At 65.8% G+C, this 15,171-nt stretch carries 15 protein-coding genes; 3 read left to right on the forward strand and 12 right to left on the reverse strand.

All coding sequences use genetic code 11. From position 1 onward, the window contains the following. Positions 1-52: 52 nt before the first annotated feature. From ACX12L_RS00720 to ACX12L_RS00730, 3 genes are all read right to left on the reverse strand, one after another. Positions 53-1,021: a tripartite tricarboxylate transporter substrate binding protein BugE gene (locus ACX12L_RS00720; protein ID WP_459260839.1), complete on the reverse strand. Its 969-nt coding sequence runs from the start codon at positions 1,019-1,021 to the stop codon at positions 53-55. A gap of 68 nt (positions 1,022-1,089) precedes the next feature. Next, positions 1,090-2,331: a CaiB/BaiF CoA transferase family protein gene (locus ACX12L_RS00725; protein ID WP_459260840.1), complete on the reverse strand. Its 1,242-nt coding sequence runs from the start codon at positions 2,329-2,331 to the stop codon at positions 1,090-1,092. Positions 2,332-2,390: 59 nt separating this feature from the next. Beyond that, on the reverse strand, positions 2,391-3,587 hold the full coding sequence (locus ACX12L_RS00730) for an acyl-CoA dehydrogenase (protein WP_459260841.1): 1,197 nt from the start codon (positions 3,585-3,587) through the stop codon (positions 2,391-2,393). A 171-nt stretch (positions 3,588-3,758) separates the two neighbouring features. Here ACX12L_RS00730 and ACX12L_RS00735 point away from each other — a divergent pair, with 171 nt between their 5' ends. Beyond that, positions 3,759-4,709 carry a LysR substrate-binding domain-containing protein gene (locus ACX12L_RS00735; RefSeq protein ID WP_459260842.1) on the forward strand — a complete coding sequence of 317 codons (951 nt, stop codon included), beginning with the start codon at positions 3,759-3,761 and terminating at the stop codon, positions 4,707-4,709. On the opposite strand, the gene ACX12L_RS00740 is transcribed toward ACX12L_RS00735, so the two are convergent. Further along, positions 4,704-5,426: an LrgB family protein gene (locus ACX12L_RS00740; protein ID WP_459260843.1), complete on the reverse strand. Its 723-nt coding sequence runs from the start codon at positions 5,424-5,426 to the stop codon at positions 4,704-4,706. The two genes, ACX12L_RS00735 and ACX12L_RS00740, sit on opposite strands and share 6 nt — an antisense overlap. After that, complete coding sequence (locus ACX12L_RS00745) at positions 5,426-5,797, reverse strand: CidA/LrgA family protein (RefSeq protein ID WP_459260845.1); 372 nt, start codon at positions 5,795-5,797, stop codon at positions 5,426-5,428. The genes ACX12L_RS00740 and ACX12L_RS00745 overlap by 1 nt, the downstream gene beginning before the upstream one ends. Before the next feature lie 208 nt (positions 5,798-6,005). On the opposite strand from ACX12L_RS00745, the gene ACX12L_RS00750 reads away from it, so the two are divergent. Continuing rightward, positions 6,006-6,233 carry a hypothetical protein gene (locus ACX12L_RS00750; protein ID WP_459260846.1) on the forward strand — a complete coding sequence of 76 codons (228 nt, stop codon included), beginning with the start codon at positions 6,006-6,008 and terminating at the stop codon, positions 6,231-6,233. Between the two features lie 164 nt (positions 6,234-6,397). On the opposite strand, the gene ACX12L_RS00755 is transcribed toward ACX12L_RS00750, so the two are convergent. The 7 genes from ACX12L_RS00755 to ACX12L_RS00785 all read right to left on the reverse strand — a co-directional run bounded on the left by ACX12L_RS00755 (position 6,398) and on the right by ACX12L_RS00785 (position 13,943). Further along, positions 6,398-6,694, reverse strand: a complete 297-nt coding sequence (locus ACX12L_RS00755; RefSeq protein WP_459260847.1) for a hypothetical protein — start codon at positions 6,692-6,694, stop codon at positions 6,398-6,400. Between the two features lie 155 nt (positions 6,695-6,849). Then, positions 6,850-7,452 (reverse strand): PEP-CTERM sorting domain-containing protein, encoded by a 603-nt coding sequence (locus ACX12L_RS00760; RefSeq protein WP_459260848.1) that lies wholly within the window; start codon positions 7,450-7,452, stop codon positions 6,850-6,852. 330 nt (positions 7,453-7,782) lie between these two features. Next, positions 7,783-9,300 (reverse strand): class I adenylate-forming enzyme family protein, encoded by a 1,518-nt coding sequence (locus ACX12L_RS00765; protein WP_459260849.1) that lies wholly within the window; start codon positions 9,298-9,300, stop codon positions 7,783-7,785. Between the two features lie 211 nt (positions 9,301-9,511). Further along, complete coding sequence (locus ACX12L_RS00770; RefSeq protein WP_459260850.1) at positions 9,512-10,723, reverse strand: CaiB/BaiF CoA transferase family protein; 1,212 nt, start codon at positions 10,721-10,723, stop codon at positions 9,512-9,514. A 29-nt stretch (positions 10,724-10,752) separates the two neighbouring features. Then, complete coding sequence (locus tag ACX12L_RS00775) at positions 10,753-11,754, reverse strand: Bug family tripartite tricarboxylate transporter substrate binding protein (protein ID WP_459260851.1); 1,002 nt, start codon at positions 11,752-11,754, stop codon at positions 10,753-10,755. A 225-nt stretch (positions 11,755-11,979) separates the two neighbouring features. Further along, the gene (locus ACX12L_RS00780; protein ID WP_459260852.1) at positions 11,980-12,957 is read right to left on the reverse strand and encodes an NAD(P)H-dependent flavin oxidoreductase; all 978 of its coding nucleotides are present in this window, start codon (positions 12,955-12,957) and stop codon (positions 11,980-11,982) included. A 14-nt stretch (positions 12,958-12,971) separates the two neighbouring features. Continuing rightward, positions 12,972-13,943 (reverse strand): tripartite tricarboxylate transporter substrate binding protein, encoded by a 972-nt coding sequence (locus ACX12L_RS00785; protein ID WP_459260854.1) that lies wholly within the window; start codon positions 13,941-13,943, stop codon positions 12,972-12,974. Between the two features lie 422 nt (positions 13,944-14,365). On the opposite strand from ACX12L_RS00785, the gene ACX12L_RS00790 reads away from it, so the two are divergent. Continuing rightward, a complete protein-coding gene (locus ACX12L_RS00790) occupies positions 14,366-15,169 on the forward strand; it encodes a crotonase/enoyl-CoA hydratase family protein (RefSeq protein WP_459260855.1) in 804 nt (267 codons plus the stop codon). Positions 15,170-15,171: the final 2 nt, after the last annotated feature.

Raw genomic sequence — 15,171 nt, forward strand, 5'->3', positions numbered from 1 at the left:
AAAGCCCCGCCGGGGGAGGGCGGGGCCTGCAGGCGTGCGCGAGCGAGGGAACTCAATCCATCGTGAGCTTCTGCTTGTCCACCACGTTCTTGTAGGCGGTGTACTCGGCCTTGATTTCCTGGGCGAACTTCTCGGGCGTGTCGGCGACGATCAGCGAGCCCGTGTCCTCGATGCGCTTGCGGATTGCCGGGTCCGTGAGCACCTTGCGCACGGCGGCGTTCACCTTGTCCACGATGTCCTTGGGCAGGCCCTTGGGGCCGACGATGCCGTAGTACGCCATGCGGTTCACGTTGGGCGCGCCCACTTCGGCCAGCGTGGGCACGTCCGGCAGCACGGCCAGGCGCCGGGGCGCGGCCACCACGAGGGCAGTGAGGCGCTTTTCCTTGATGAAAGGCAGGGCCGAGGGCAGGTTGTCGAAGATCAGCGGGATCTGGCCGGCCACGGCGTCGTTGAGGGCGGGGCCGGAGCCGCGGTAGGGCACGTGGATCATTTGCGCGCCCGTTTCCAGCATGAACATTTCCATCATCAGATGGCCGATGCTGCCGGTGCCGGGCGAGCCGAACGAGTACTTGCCGGGGTTCTTCTTGACCTCTGCGAGGAAGCTCTTGTAGTCCTTGCCGGCGAACTGGGGGTTGGCGGCAATGACGTTGGGCGTGGCCGCGATGTTCACGACGGGCGTGAAGTCCGTGAACACGTTGTAGGGGATCTTGGGGTTGATGGCCGGGTTGGTGGCCGTGGTGGAGACGGTGGCCATGCCCAGGTTGTAGCCGTCGGGCGCGGCGCGGGCGGTTTCGGCCGCGCCGATGGCGCCGCCGCCGCCGCCCTTGTTCTCCACCACCACGGGCTGGCCGAGCTCGCGGCCCAGCGGGTCGGCCACCACGCGGGCGATGAGGTCGGTGGTGCCGCCCGCGGCGAAGGGCACGAGCAGGCGGATGGGCTTGGCAGGGTAGCCGGACTGGGCGTGGGCCGTGGTGCCCAGCAGGGCGAGCATGCCCAGGGTGAGGGCGGTGCGACGGATCATGTGCTTATCTCCTTTTTTGGAATCTGCAAGCAATGCGATGCCAGTGATGGCGGGGGTGGGTGAAAAAATCAGACGGCCCTGCTTTCCCTGAGGGCCGCGATGGCCGGCGCGTCCAGGCCCAGCTCGCGCAGGACCTCGTCGGTGTGCTGGCCCAGCGCGGGCGGGGCGTTGCGGTAGGCCACGGGCGTGGCGGACAGGCGCATGGGGTTGGCGACGGTGGCCACGCTGGCGATGCCGTCGCCGGCATCGCGCGGCAGGTCCACGCGGGTGCCGCGCGCGCGCACCTGCGGGTCGTCGAAGGCCTGGGCGATGGTGTTGATCGGGCCGCAGGGAACGGCCTTGTCCTCCAGCAGCGCGATCCACTCGGCCGTGCTGCGCTGGCGCATCAGTGGCGCCAGCTGCTCCAGCAGCGCGGCGCGGTGGCGCACGCGCGCGGTGTTGGTCGCGAAGCGCTCGTCCTGCGCCCAGGCGTCATGGCCCACGGCGGCGCAGAAGCGCGCGAACTGCCCGTCGTTGCCGATGGCCAGCAGCACGTCGCCGTCGCGCGTCTGGAAGTCCTGGTAGGGCGCCAGGCTCGGGTGGATGTTGCCGGCGCGGCCCGGGGCCTGGCCGGTGGCCAGGAACCCCGCGGCCTGGTTGGCCAGCACGGCCATGCCCACGTCCAGCAGCGCCATGTCGATGTGCTGGCCCTCGCCGCTGGCGTTGCGGGCGTTGAGCGCGGCCAGGATGGCGTTGCTGGCGTACAGGCCGGTGAACACGTCGATCACGGCCACGCCCACCTTCAGCGGGCCGCCGCCGGGCTCGCCGTCGGCGTGGCCCGTGATGCTCATGAGGCCGCAGGCGGCCTGCACCATCAGGTCGTAGCCGGCGCGCCCGGCGTACGGCCCCGTCTGGCCGAAGCCGGTGATGGAGCAGTAGACCAGGCGCGGGTTCAGCGCCTTGAGGCTGTCGTAGTCCAGGCCGTATTGCGCCAGGCCGCCGACCTTGAAGTTCTCCACCACCACGTCGGCCCGTTGCGCCATGCGGCGCAGCAGGGCCTGGCCTGCGGGGTGGGCCATGTCCACGGTGATGCTGCGCTTGTTGCGGTTGCAGGCGGTGAAGTAGCTGGCCTCGCGCGTGTCGCGGCCGGCGCCGTCCTGCAGGAACGGCGGGCCCCAGTGGCGCGTGTCGTCGCCGGCCGCGGGGCGTTCGACCTTGACCACGTCCGCACCCAGGTCGGCCAGCATCTGCGTGCACCAGGGGCCGGCCAGCACGCGCGACAGGTCCAGCACCTTGATGCCGGCCAGGGCGCCCGGGGTGGGTATGCTCATTTTTTGAAGAAAAGTGCCCCCAGCGCTTGCCCAGCAAGCGCCGGCAGCTATGGTTTTCGTTAGTTTGCGAACGCCGCAATGCCGGTCTGCGCACGGCCCAGGATGAGCGCGTGCACGTCGTGCGTGCCCTCGTAGGTGTTGACCACCTCCAGGTTCACCAGGTGGCGCGCCACGCCGAACTCGTCGCTGATGCCGTTGCCGCCCATCATGTCGCGCGCCAGGCGGGCGATGTCCAGGGCCTTGCCGCAGTTGTTGCGCTTGATGAGGGAGGTGATCTCCACCACGTTCTGGTGCTCGTCCTTCATGCGGCCCACCCGCAGCGCGGCCTGCAGGCCCAGGGTGATCTCGGTCTGCATGTCGGCCAGCTTCTTCTGGATGAGCTGGTTGGCGGCCAGCGGGCGGCCGAACTGCTTGCGGTCCAGCGTGTACTGGCGCGCGGTGTGCCAGCAGAACTCGGCCGCGCCCATGGCGCCCCAGGCGATGCCGAAGCGCGCGCTGTTCAGGCAGGTGAAGGGGCCCTTGAGGCCGCGGATCTCGGGGAAGGCGTTTTCCTCGGGCACGAACACGTCGTCCATCACGATCTCGCCGGTGATCGAGGCGCGCAGGCCCACCTTGCCGTGGATGGCGGGGGCCGACAGGCCCTTCATGCCCTTGTCCAGGATGAAGCCGCGGATCTGGCCCACGGCGCCCGAGGGCTCCACCTCCTTGGCCCAGACCACGAACACGTCGGCCACCGGGCTGTTGGTGATCCACATCTTGTTGCCCTTGAGGCGGTAGCCGCCATCGACCTTGTAGGCGCGCGTGGCCATGCTGCCGGGGTCGGAGCCGTGGTCGGGCTCGGTCAGGCCGAAGCAGCCGATGAACTCGCCGCTGGCCAGCCTGGGCAGGTATTTCTGCTTCTGCGCCTCGGAGCCGAACTCGTTGATCGGCACCATCACCAGCGACGACTGCACGCTGGCCATGGAGCGGTAGCCCGAGTCCACGCGCTCGATCTCGCGCGCCACCAGGCCGTAGCTCACGTAGTTCAGGCCGGCGCCGCCGTACTGCGCGGGAATGGTCGGGCCCAGCAGGCCCAGCTCACCCATCTCGCGGAAGATGCCCACGTCGGTCTTCTCGTGGCGGAACATGTCCAGCACGCGCGGCGCCAGCTTGTCCTGGCAGTAGGCGCGGGCGGCGTCACGGATGGCGCGCTCGTCCTCGGTGAGCTGCTGGTCGAGTTGGAAGGGATCGTCCCATTGGAAGGCGGCGCGGGTCATGGTGTCTCCTGTGAAAAACGCGGTGAACGTGGTGGGTGGGTAGATCCATGCATGCGAAGGCGGCATGGAAAGAAGTAGCGGAAGTGATCGTATCTCCGCAGCTGCGCCCGCCGCAAGCGAGTTATTCGCATCCAGAAATGAGTATTCAGAATATTTAACTAAGATGCGTCCATGCGACGACATCTGCCATCCACCCAGGCGCTGGCCTGTTTCGAGGCCGCTGCGCGGCACGAGAGCTATACCCGCGCCGCGCAGGAGCTGGCGCTCACGCAAAGCGCCGTCTCGCGCCAGATCCTGGCACTCGAAGACCAGCTCGGCGTGCAGCTGTTCCGCCGCACGCGCCACGGCGTGGTGCTCACGCCCGCGGGGCGGCACTACGGGCGCCAGGTGGCGCGCTGGCTGCAGGGGCTGGAGCAGGACACGCTGGACGTGATGGCGCACCAGGGCCACGGAGGGGCGCTGTCGCTGGCGGCCGTGGCCACCTTCGCCACGCGCTGGCTGATCCCGCGCCTGCCGCTGCTGGCCGAGCGCCACCCGGAGATCGTGGTCCACATAGAGACCCAGACCCGCCCCTTCCTGTTCACCGACACCGGCTTCGATGCCGCGCTCTACGCAGGCACGCCCGAACAGGTGGCCAACTGGCCCGGCGTGCAGGCGCAGCTGCTGATGCCCGAGGACGTGGTGCCGGTGTGCAGCCCGCGCCTGCTGGAGGCGGCCGCGCAGCAGTCGGGCATGCCGCGCGGCACCGGGCGCGCGCACCAGGGCGTGCCGCCGCAGGTGCTGGCGCGGCTGCCGCTGATCCAGCAAAGCACGCGGCCCCATGGCTGGCGGCAGTGGTTCGACGCCATGGGCGTGCAGGACGCGCCGCGCGCGCTCGACGGGCCGCGCTACGAGCTCTTCTCCATGACGGCCGTGGCAGCGGCCCATGGGCTGGGCGTGGCGCTGATGCCGCCCATGCTCATCGAGGCCGAGATGGTGCGCGGCGAGCTCGTCGTGGCCTGCCCCCAGCCGCTGCGCGGCGAGCGCGGCTACTACCTCGTCAGCCCCGCACAGCACCAGCCGCCGGTGCTGGCGGCCTTCGCGCAGTGGCTCGGGGAAATGGCCGCGGCCGGGGCTTCATAGCCAGCCCAGCAGCGCCACGCACACAGGCACCAGCACCGCCGTGGCCACGCCGTTCAGCCCCATGGCCAGGGCCGCGAAGGCGCCGGCGGTGGGGTGCACCTGCAGCTCGCGCGCCGTGCCGATGGCGTGCGCCGTCAGGCCGATGGCGAAGCCCCTCACCGCCGGGTCGCGCACGTGCAGCAGGCGCAGCAGCGGCCCTGCCATCACCGCCCCCGCAATGCCCGTGATGGCCACGGCCACGGCCGTGAGCGAGGGCAGGCCGCCGGTGCGCCCGGCCACGGGCAGGGCAAAGGGCATGGAGGCCGACTTGGGCGCGAGCGACAGCAGCGTCTCGCGCGTGCCGCCCAGCGCCCAGGCCAGCAGCAGCGCCGAGACGATCGCCACCACGCAGCCCACGAGCAATGCCACGCCGATCGGGCGCCAGAGCTTGCGGATGCGCCCGCGCTGCGCGAACAGGGGCACGGCCAGCGCCACGGTGGCCGGCCCGATCATGAAATTGAGCAGTTCCACGCCCTGGCGGTAGGTGGCGTAGGGCGTGCCCGAGAGCATCAGCAGGGCCACGATGGCGGCCACCGCCGTCAGCACCGGAATCAGCAGCGGATGCGCGCCGCTGCGCCGGTACAGCGCCAGCGCCAGCGCGTAGGCCACCAGCGTCAGCACCAGCCAGGGCAGGGGCGAGGCGGCCAGCCAGGGCGCGAGAGTGCGCAGGGCGTCCATCAGGGCCGCTCCTGGTCATCGGGGCGTTCGCTCTGCGAGCCGCTCAGCAGCCAGTGCAGCGTCCCTGCGGTTGCCGCCAGCGTGATGGCCGCGCCCGCCACGCCGGCCACGAGAAAGGGCCGCCATTCCTGCGCGATGCGGTCGAAGTGCAGCATCACACCGGTGATCGCCGGAATGAACAGTAGCATCATGTGCTGCAGCAACCCACCGGCGGCGCGCTCCAGCGCCTGGGGCACGCGGCCCAGCGCCAGCAGCCCCGCCAGCAACAGCAGCATGCCCGCCACCGCGCCGGGCAGGGGCAGGCCCAGCAGTTGGACGAGAACCTCCCCCAGCAGTTGAAAGGCCAGAAGCGCGGTGAGGGCGTAGAGCATGGGGCGGGGAAGGATCTGGGCGGGTTCGACGTGGCGCGATCATCACCGATGGCGCAAGACCCGTGCACCCACTTGGGTGATTGGCCGATTGCGCGCCGCGCCCGGCCGCAATACCCTGGTGCGCACGCGGCGCCGGGTATGGCCGAATCCCGGCGGAACGGATCCGGCGCCGCGTGATCCAATCCCCATCGGAAAAGGAGAGCACATCATGGCCACAGCCCAGCCCCTGTACCACGCCCCCACGTTCGAACCCACGGTGGACGAGATCGCCACGCTCAAGCAGCTCGAGATGGGGGAGGCCATCGCCGTGCCCGACGCGCTCAAGCACCACCTGTCGGGGCGCCTGCTCGAATGGGGCTACATCGGCAAGTCGCCGGCCGGGATCTTCCACATCACCGACACGGGGCGCAAGCTCATCAAGCGCCAGAACAATTGAGGCGCGGCGCGAGAAAGAGGAGGCCGCAGGCCATGATCCCGCGCATCGCACACACGCACCGCGAACCGGCGGACCAGCCCGTCGAGCCGGACATTCCTGCGCCACCGCCCGAGCCAGCGGACACGCCGCCCCACGCGGCCCGCTGAAATCCACTCACCGGGGGGTCAGCCGGCAGCGCCTTGCGTCAGGTATGCGGGCTGCCGCTGCCCCGTCTCCTTGTGCTTCTTGAGCGCCGCGATGTGCGGCATTGGCGCCGCGGGCTGGGCAACCAGGGAGGCTTGCCGGTCTTCGGGGGCCAGTTCCGCCTCCAGCCGTGCAACGCGGTGGCGGTACATCCTGGCCAGGGCCATATGGTGCTCCGCGGCGTTTTCATGCTCCAGCGCGGCCATGCGGGCTTCGTCCAGGCAACTTTGGACGCGGCGGGCATAGATGGTTGCGGGATCAAAGAATCGCTTGAGCATGATCGTCCTCCTGGGATGATGAGGCCATGCGCTTCGGATTGGGGCCAGGCCAAAGCGCTTGCGTCCGGCCGACGGAGGCAGTATCAATTCTTCATTGACGCAAGGCAACGCATGCACGCCGCGCGAGCACGGTGTCGCGTACTTGTCCTACACGGTCAGGTCGAAGCCGCGACTGCAGTGGTGCGCCGGCGCTGGTGCACGCCGATCATCCCGACGAGGCCCACGCCCAGCAGGGCAAGGGCACCGGGTTCCGGCACTGCATACCAGACACCGGAATAGATCGGGCGATTGTCCGGGGTGGTCGGTCCACGATCCGAATTCAGGTACCCGGACCATAGATCGGATCCGTTCGTGGACATGAAAGTGTCGGCGAACGTCGTACTGAGCGTCCCGATGCTTCCCTGAAGATACCCGCCGTTCGTTTGCAGGCTTGCCACCATCTCGCACAGGACCCGGGACTCGCAACGCCCTTCCTGCATGTTCACGAAAATATCGAGGGCTGCGAAATCGACGGCGACGATGTTGGAGTTGTAGTACTGCGTGCTCTCGATGGGGGTTCCCCAATCGACCGTCCTCACGTTCAGCGCACCCATGGGCGCAGACATGCTGATCGTCAAGGAATTGAGTTCGCTGCTCCAGTCTTCGCAGTGCGACCCCGAGCACTCCATCGAAGTCACTTGAAACTGGTAGACGATCGTGGCGTTGGCCCCTGTCATCATGCACCCAGCCATTGCAATGGCACCGAGAATCTTGCGCATATGCTTTGTCTCCATATTGCTGACAAGGAATCCATCAAGGCGGCAAAAGTATTGCATGTTGACTGCTCGGTGCCAAGAGCCCGAAGGGGCTCGCATCGTTGTCAAAAGGCGGCAACAGGTGGCGATTGAGCTCCTTCTTCTTGGCATTCATGATGTTGGGCAGTGTGAGGAGGCCACTTTGCGGGGGGCCTCGGCTTTCCCATCGGCGAATTCGGTCTTGGAGTCGAAGGTGGCTTGCGGCAGATCGGCCAGCCGAAAGCGGTGGCAGCAGATGCGGACCGGGTCATGCAGTGCCCTGGGGACTGGAAACGGTCCTGGCGTCGTCCCGAACTACCGCTGGTCGGTCAAGACGCCAGGAATTTCGAACAAGGCGCGCTTGAGAATCTTGCCGCTGGAAGTCATGGGCATGGCATCCACGGTCACGATGCGGCCTGGTCGCTTGTACGACGTGAGGTGATCCCTCAGATAGCGGTCCAACGCCGGTTTGTCGAGGAGCGTGCGATCCACGGTTTCAATGAAGGCCCAGATTTCTTCGTTGCCATCGTCTTCCTTGCGTCCGACGACCGCCGCATTGCGTACGGCCGGGCAGCGAAGCAGCACAGCCTCGACCTCTGCCGGATAGACATTGAAGCCAGAACGGATGATCATTTCCTTGAGCCGGCCAACGATGAAGAAGTTGCCTTCGTGGTCTTGCAGGCCAATGTCGCCAGTGGCATACCAACCACCTGGCCGCATGACGTCGGCAGTCGCCTTTTCATCGCGGAAATAACCGGGCATCAGACCAACGCCGCGCAGCCAGATCTCCCCACGCTCGCCTTGTGGCACATCGCGTCCATCGGGGTCGACGATGCGCATTTCCGCCCCATCCAGCACTGCGCCTGTCGAAATGTCATCGCGTATCTGGCCCATAGGCACCATGGTGGCACCGCCCGCATATTCGGACATGCCATAACCGTGATAGACGGGCTGACCGAAACGCTTTTCGATCTCCCGCTTGAGCGACAGATCGAGAGGAGCAGTCGCGCAATGCATGTACCGCAATGATGGGCATGCCGGGTGCTGGATGCCCTGCTCATCAAGCCAGGCAATCAAGCGGCTGAACATGGCCGGAGGACCCTGGAGGACGGAAATGCCGTGATGCGCCAGGGCATCAAACGCATCTGCTGGTTCGAATTGCGGGCGAAGGACCAGACTGCTGCCGGCTTGAAGCGAAGCCATCAACATGGCGCCCAGGCCGAAGATGTGCGTCATCGGAAGAAATGCGTACGAACGGTCCTGCGGTGTCATCTTCCGGAAACGGACCGCCATGTTTCCGTAATGCATGAGACCCGCATGCGTGATCATCACGCCTTTGGGCGCGCCGGTCGTTCCGGAGGTGAATATGATGGCCACCACTTCCTCCGCCAGCGGCGAAGGGGCTGCTTGCGCCTCCGTACGCACCGGGCTTCGCGACAGGCTTGGCACCACGGAAGCCATCGCCTCCATTCTTTGCGCGTGAGCTCGCGCCGCATTCGATGCCTCGCTGGTGAAATACACCACTCGCGCGTCTGCCTTTTGCTGAAAGAGGTCGACTTCCGCTGGTGCCATCCGTGCATTGACACTACAGGCCCAGGCGCCAACGCGGCTGCAAGCCAGGATCAGTGCCATATGTTCCGGACAATTCTCTGCCACCATGAACACCCGGTCGCCGGTTCCGACTTCGAGTCGGCGCAGCTCTTCCTCCAGCCGATCGACCAGCCGCCCCAGGTCCGCATAGGTCAAAGGTCCGGCCAGGGTGTGAAGATAGACCTGATCCGGAGCGGTCTTCAGACGCCGATCGAACGATTCATGAATTCGCGTTGTTTGCACGTTGCTCCTCTATACCGCAGTCAACCGACTGGCACGAAATATCTGGAAAGGGCGCTACCCAACAGGCGCCTGCGTTGGATTGATGCCTTCAGGTCTTTTCTTCCTCGATAGGTGAGCCCCGGAATCCGGGCAGTCCGTTCCGCCGCAGGCATCAAGGCACGTATTCAGTGTTAGCTGAGGCGATGGACCGGCGCGTCGCGCCGGACTCCGTTCAGATGACCCCCTGCTCGCGAAGCCGGGCCAGCTCGGCTTCATGGAGGCCCAGTTCCTCGCGCAGCACTTCACCGGTGTGTTCTCCCAAGCGGGGGCACGCCAGGTGGTGAACAGGGGTGTCCGAGAAGCGCAGGGGGCTGCTCACCACCGGGCAACTGCCGCCATCGGGCAGCGTCACGGTCTGGGCGATGCCGCGATGCCGCACTTGCGAGTCGGCGAAGACGTCGGCCATGTCGTTGATTGGCCCGCAGGGAACGCCTGCCTGCGCCAGACGTTCCACCACCTGCTGGCGGGTATATCCAGCGAGAGCGCGAGTCACAGCGTCGTTGAGCGCAGCGGCATGGGCCACTCTGACCGAGTTGTTCGCGAAGCGCTCGTCTCGTGACAGTTCCGGCATTCCGAGCGCTTCGCACAAGGCCTTAAATTGCTGGTCGTTGCCCGCTGCGACAATCACGGAACCGTCGCGGCAGGGATAGACTGCGGATGGTGCGGCGATGGGGTTGGTATTCCCGGCGCGTTGCGGCACTGGTGCCCCCATGAGGTACCCCTGGGCCAGATGGCCGTTGAAGGCCACGGCGCAGTCCATCAGCGTGGCTTCGACGTACTGCCCTTGTCCGGTGCGCTCGCGGTGGTACAGGGCGCTGACGATGGCCAGCGCGGCATAGTGCCCGGTGATCAGGTCGATCATGGGAACCGACGTGCGCATCGGCGCGCCGTCCGCTTCGCCGCAGGTACTCATGAGGCCAAACGCCCCCTGTGCGATGAAGTCGTACGCCGGGCGGCTGGCATAAGGCCCATCCTGGCCAAACCCCGTCACAGAGCAGTACACCAGCCGCGGGTTTTCGGCGCGCAGCCGCTGCGCATCGAGTCCGTACCGCTTCAGAGTGCCCGCCTTGTAGTTCTCGAGCAGCACATCGCAGCGGCGCGCCAGCTGGCGAACGAGTTCCGCGCCACGGTCGCTCGCGATGTCGATGGTGATGCTGCGCTTGCCCCGGTTGTAGGCATGGAAGGCCGCCGATTCCTTGGCATCGCCAGCATCGGCGTAGGGCGATTTCACGTATGGGCCGAGGCGGCGCAATTCGTCACCTTCGCCGGGTCGCTCCACCTTGTAGACGGTCGCCCCCATGTCCGACAGCATCTGGGCGGCGCTGGGGCCCGCTACCGCCCGGGTCAAATCCAGCACCTTGATATGAGAAAAGATCGCGGGCATTTGCTGCTCCTGCTCGCACCCGGTGCGACCTATTCCGTCCTGATGTTCTTTTCTCGAATCACTTTCGTGAAGCGTTCCATGTCGCTCTTCATGAGCGCAGCCAACTGTTCCGGGGTGCTGCCGCGCAGCGAAATGCCATATTCCGCCATGCGATTGTTGAGGTCCGGATTGGCCAACACCTGGTTGAGGCCCTGGTTGAACTTTTGCACGATGGCAGGCGACGTCTTGGCGGGCAGCAACATGCCGAACCAGCTCATGGGCTCGAATCCCTTGTAGCCGGCTTCACCAAAGGTCGGCGTGTCGGGCAGCTGCCTGGCTCGGGTGGGCCCGTTTACCGCGAGTGGAACCAGCTTGCCGGCTTTCACATAGGATACGGAGCCTGGCACCGACAGGATGAGGGAGGGAATGTGTCCGCCTATCACTTCGGTGATGGCGGGCGCCTCCCCTTTGTAAGGCACGTGGATCAAGTCGATTCCCGCGGCGTCCTTGAACATTTCCATCAACACGTGCCCCGTGGACCCGCTGCCGAAGGAGGCATAGGCATACTTGCCGGGTGAGGACTTGGCCAGCGCAACGAACTCGGCCAGGTTCTTGGCGGGTACCGTGGGGCCGACAGCGAACACGAAACCGAGCGTGCCCACCTCGGATACCGGAGTGAAACTCTTGATGGGATCGAAGCTCGCCTTGGAGCCATACAGCGCCGGCACCAGCATCAGCGCATTCGTGCCCATGAGGATGGTGTAACCGTCGGGCTCGGACTTGGCCACTGCTTCGGCCGCGATCATCCCCGCGGCACCGGTCTTGTTCTCGACGACGACAGGCTGATGCCAGAGCTTGCTGAGCTGCTCGGCGATTTGCCGGGTCATCGCGTCGGATGAGCCGCCGGCGGCGTACGGCGTCACGATCTTGATGGTCTTGTGTGGAAACTCCTGTGCGTGGGCCGCGCCCCCCAGTACGCCGGCGATCAGCAAGGTTGCGCTTGCCGTGGCGAATTGCAGTTTGCCGAAGCGCCGGATGAAGCTAAATGTCATGACAGTCTCCTAGTTTGTAGTGGTTAAGCAAAAGTGGCGTCGCCCGACGCGTCCACGATGGCGATTGGCCCCGGATTGAGGCCTCTTTCAAACCGGCGCTCGGCTTCGGGCATGGTGTCTCTGATTCATGAATCGCAAGGCAAGCCAGTTTGTTGGCAGCTGGCGGCGGCAGCAACGCAAATTCACGGTCTTGTCCATGACATGGACAAAACGAAAACCGAGGAATCAGCGGCCTTGCGCCCACCAGCCAGCCTGGGCCAGTTGCTCGCGGCATTGCGCGACCATGCGCTCGATCAGCTCCGCGCAGCTGGGCACATCGTCGATCAGGCCGACCACCACGCCGGTGGAAATCGCACCGCCATGCACGTCCCCCGAAGCCAGCGCCTCGCGGCCGCGTGCGCCGGCCACGAGATGCCGTACCTCTTCGAACTTGCAGCCGCCCGGGCGGCGCTCCATGGCGACCACCTCCTCGGAGACGGCATTGCGAAGTACGCGCGAGGTGTTGCGCATGGTGCGGAACATCAGTCGCGTGTCGCGCTCACTGGCCTCGACCAGCGCCTGCTTGATGTTCGCGTGAATCGGCGACTCGCGCGTGGCGAGGAAGCGGGTGCCCATGTTCACCCCCTCGGCGCCCAAGGCGAGCGCTGCGGCCATGCCACGCCCATCGGCGATGCCGCCCGAGGCGATCACCGGCACCGACAGCGCACGCACCGCCAGCGGAATCAGCACCAAGCCCGGGATGTCGTCCTCGCCCGGGTGTCCCGCGCACTCGAATCCGTCGATGCTCACCATGTCCACGCCATTGCGCTGTGCCGACAACGCATGGCGAACCGCTGTGCATTTGTGGATGATGGTGATGTCCTTGTCCTTCATGCGGCCGATGAATTCGCTCGGGCTGTTGCCGGCCGTCTCCACCACCTTGACGCCGCCGTCGATGATGGCCTGCAGGTAGTCGGCATACGGCGGCGGGTTGATCGTGGGAAGGATCGTCAAGTTGACGCCGAACGGTTGTTCGGTCATGTCCCGGGTCCGCACGATTTCCCGCGCAAGGTCGTCGGGCGTCGGCTGGGTCAGTGCTGTGACGATGCCCAGGCCGCCTGCGTTTGATACTGCGGCGGCCATCTCCGCCTTGCCTACCCATTGCATGCCGCCCTGCAGGATGGGGTAGCGGATGCCGAGTTTTTCGGTGACGCGAGTTTGCATGTCCTGAACTCCTCTTACGAACCCTGGCGCAACCCCAGCTTCTCGATCAGCTTGCGCTGGTGTTCGTAGTGCTCGTGGGCGAAGCTGGTGTACTCGGCGCTGTCAAGGTAGGCACTCTCGATTTCGAACCGCTCCATCGCGGCTCGTCCTTCGGGCTCTTCGAGCGCCTTCTTGAAGGCATCGTGCAGCGTCTTCACCACCGCTGGATTCATGCCTTTGGGACCCACCACGCCGAGCGGCGCCGTCGACACCATGTCGTAGCCCGCTTCGCGCATCGTCGGCACATTCGGATAGCGTTTGACGCGGTTGGCCGTCCACATCAGCAAGGGACGCACCTTGCCGGAGGCGACATGAGGAGTGAGCGTGCCGCTTGCAATGGCAATGTCCACGTGCCCACCGAGCAGTGCCGTGACGCTGTCCATCTCGCCTTTGTAGGGAACGTTGTTGAGCTTGACGCCGGCCTTCTGCATCAGCTCTTCCATCGTGTACTGCACGGTGTTGCCCGCCGACCCGAAGCTGATCTGGCCGGGACGCTTCTTGGCATCGGCCACCAGGTCGGCCCAGGTTTTCCACGGCGAGTCGGCACGCACCCCGACAGCGAAGGCGAATCCGATCAGGTGGGCGATGTAGGTGAAATCCTTGAGCGGATCAAAAGGCATCTTTTGCAGGTGGGGGATGCGGAAAGCCGACTCGGGCAGGAGCGTCAGCGTGTGGCCGTCCGGCGGCGCCTGCACTATCTGGATGGCTCCGAGCAGCGCGCTGGCTCCCGGCTTGTTCTCGAGTACCAGCGCCTGCCCAAGCGACTTGGCGATCGAAGGCTGTATCGCGCGTACGAAGCTGTCGCTTGCGCCGCCCGGGGGATACGGCAAGATCAGCGTGACCGCCTTCGTCGGAAAGGCGGCTGCCTGCGCGCTACCGGCCCAGGCCAGTCCGGCGTAAGCCGCCGCGCCACCCATCAGGCGCCTGCGTTGAATCGATGTCTTCATGAGTATCTCCTTCTCTCTCATTTGGTTGATGAGCCCTGAGGCGGACAGTCGGTAAGGCCGCAGCTATCAAGGCCGGGGAAGCCATTCCCCTGGCGCGCGATGTGCGGCCGGTGCTCGAAGCCGTATTTGCTGGTCATTTGCGCTCCTTGGGGTTATTCGGTTCAAGTCGTCAGCGAGTCTTGGTGGAAGATCTCATATGTGAACTAAGTTCGTATATTGGTACTAACCATGTTTTTGTTAGAATATTAGAATATTTTTCGTGTATTCGAACATTCGTGGTGCGTACATGTACATGACTGGACCGTTGTCCCGGGTGGCCGGCGAGACATGCGGTTCCACCCGACCATGAGGAGGCATGACGTGAGTGACTACACAGACATCCCGAACAAGATCTGCCAACGACAAACCCAAGGAGTCCGCAAATGAGCGCCAACAGCAATCAGAGAATTACCGTGAGCATCGAGGGGGGCATCGCCGACGTCCGTCTGAACCGTCCCGACAAGATGAACGCGCTCGACCAGGCGATGGTCGATGCCCTGATCGAGAACGGCGAGCAGCTCGCGCGTATGCCTGATCTGCGTGCCGTGGTGCTGTCAGGCGAAGGCCGCGCATTCTGCGCAGGTTTGGATATGGGCCGCATGACCAGCATGCCGGCCGGCAGTGGCCACCGAGGCGCGCGTACGCATGGCATCTCCAACCGCTCGCAGTACGCCTGCATGGTGTGGCGCGAGCTGCCGGTGCCTGTGTTCGCCGCGGTGCACGGCGTTGCCTTCGGCGGCGGCCTGCAGGTGGCGCTCGGAGCCGACGTGCGCTACGTCGCGCCTACCGCCAAGCTGTCGGTGATGGAGATGAAATGGGGCCTTGTGACTGACATGGCCTGCATGGTGCTGACGCGCGGGCTGGTACGCCCCGATGTGCTGCGCGAACTGATCTACAGCGCGCGCGTGCTCAGCGGCACCGAGGCCTGCGCACTGGGCCTGGCCACTTACGTCGCGGACGACCCCCGCGCAGCGGCGCTGGAAGCTGCGCATCAGGTCGCGCAGAAGAGTCCCGATGCGATCCGCGCTGCCAAGCGGCTCATGGCAGTGGCCGAAGGCGGTGACAACGCCGCTATCCTGCAGGCCGAGGCGGATGAGCAAGACCGCCTGGTGGGCACGCCCAACCAGCGTGAGGCAGTGCTGGCCAATATGGAGAAACGCGCGCCTCGCTTCGTCCCGGCGCGCTGAAG

The sequence above is a fragment of the Alicycliphilus sp. T452 genome, assembly GCF_054512775.1.

Bases quoted from the DNA above. Each gene is read 5' to 3' on its own strand.
- ACX12L_RS00755 (WP_459260847.1), bottom strand. From the start codon at position 6,694: ATGCTCAAGCGATTCTTTGATCCCGCAACCATCTATGCCCGCCGCGTC.
- ACX12L_RS00735 (WP_459260842.1), top strand. From the start codon at position 3,759: ATGCGACGACATCTGCCATCCACCCAGGCGCTGGCCTGTTTCGAGGCC.
- ACX12L_RS00725 (WP_459260840.1), bottom strand. From the start codon at position 2,331: ATGAGCATACCCACCCCGGGCGCCCTGGCCGGCATCAAGGTGCTGGAC.
- ACX12L_RS00785 (WP_459260854.1), bottom strand. From the start codon at position 13,943: ATGAAGACATCGATTCAACGCAGGCGCCTGATGGGTGGCGCGGCGGCT.
- ACX12L_RS00780 (WP_459260852.1), bottom strand. From the start codon at position 12,957: ATGCAAACTCGCGTCACCGAAAAACTCGGCATCCGCTACCCCATCCTG.
- ACX12L_RS00745 (WP_459260845.1), bottom strand. From the start codon at position 5,797: ATGCTCTACGCCCTCACCGCGCTTCTGGCCTTTCAACTGCTGGGGGAG.
- ACX12L_RS00720 (WP_459260839.1), bottom strand. From the start codon at position 1,021: ATGATCCGTCGCACCGCCCTCACCCTGGGCATGCTCGCCCTGCTGGGC.
- ACX12L_RS00760 (WP_459260848.1), bottom strand. From the start codon at position 7,452: ATGCGCAAGATTCTCGGTGCCATTGCAATGGCTGGGTGCATGATGACA.
- ACX12L_RS00740 (WP_459260843.1), bottom strand. From the start codon at position 5,426: ATGGACGCCCTGCGCACTCTCGCGCCCTGGCTGGCCGCCTCGCCCCTG.
- ACX12L_RS00775 (WP_459260851.1), bottom strand. From the start codon at position 11,754: ATGACATTTAGCTTCATCCGGCGCTTCGGCAAACTGCAATTCGCCACG.
- ACX12L_RS00730 (WP_459260841.1), bottom strand. From the start codon at position 3,587: ATGACCCGCGCCGCCTTCCAATGGGACGATCCCTTCCAACTCGACCAG.
- ACX12L_RS00750 (WP_459260846.1), top strand. From the start codon at position 6,006: ATGGCCACAGCCCAGCCCCTGTACCACGCCCCCACGTTCGAACCCACG.
- ACX12L_RS00770 (WP_459260850.1), bottom strand. From the start codon at position 10,723: ATGCCCGCGATCTTTTCTCATATCAAGGTGCTGGATTTGACCCGGGCG.
- ACX12L_RS00790 (WP_459260855.1), top strand. From the start codon at position 14,366: ATGAGCGCCAACAGCAATCAGAGAATTACCGTGAGCATCGAGGGGGGC.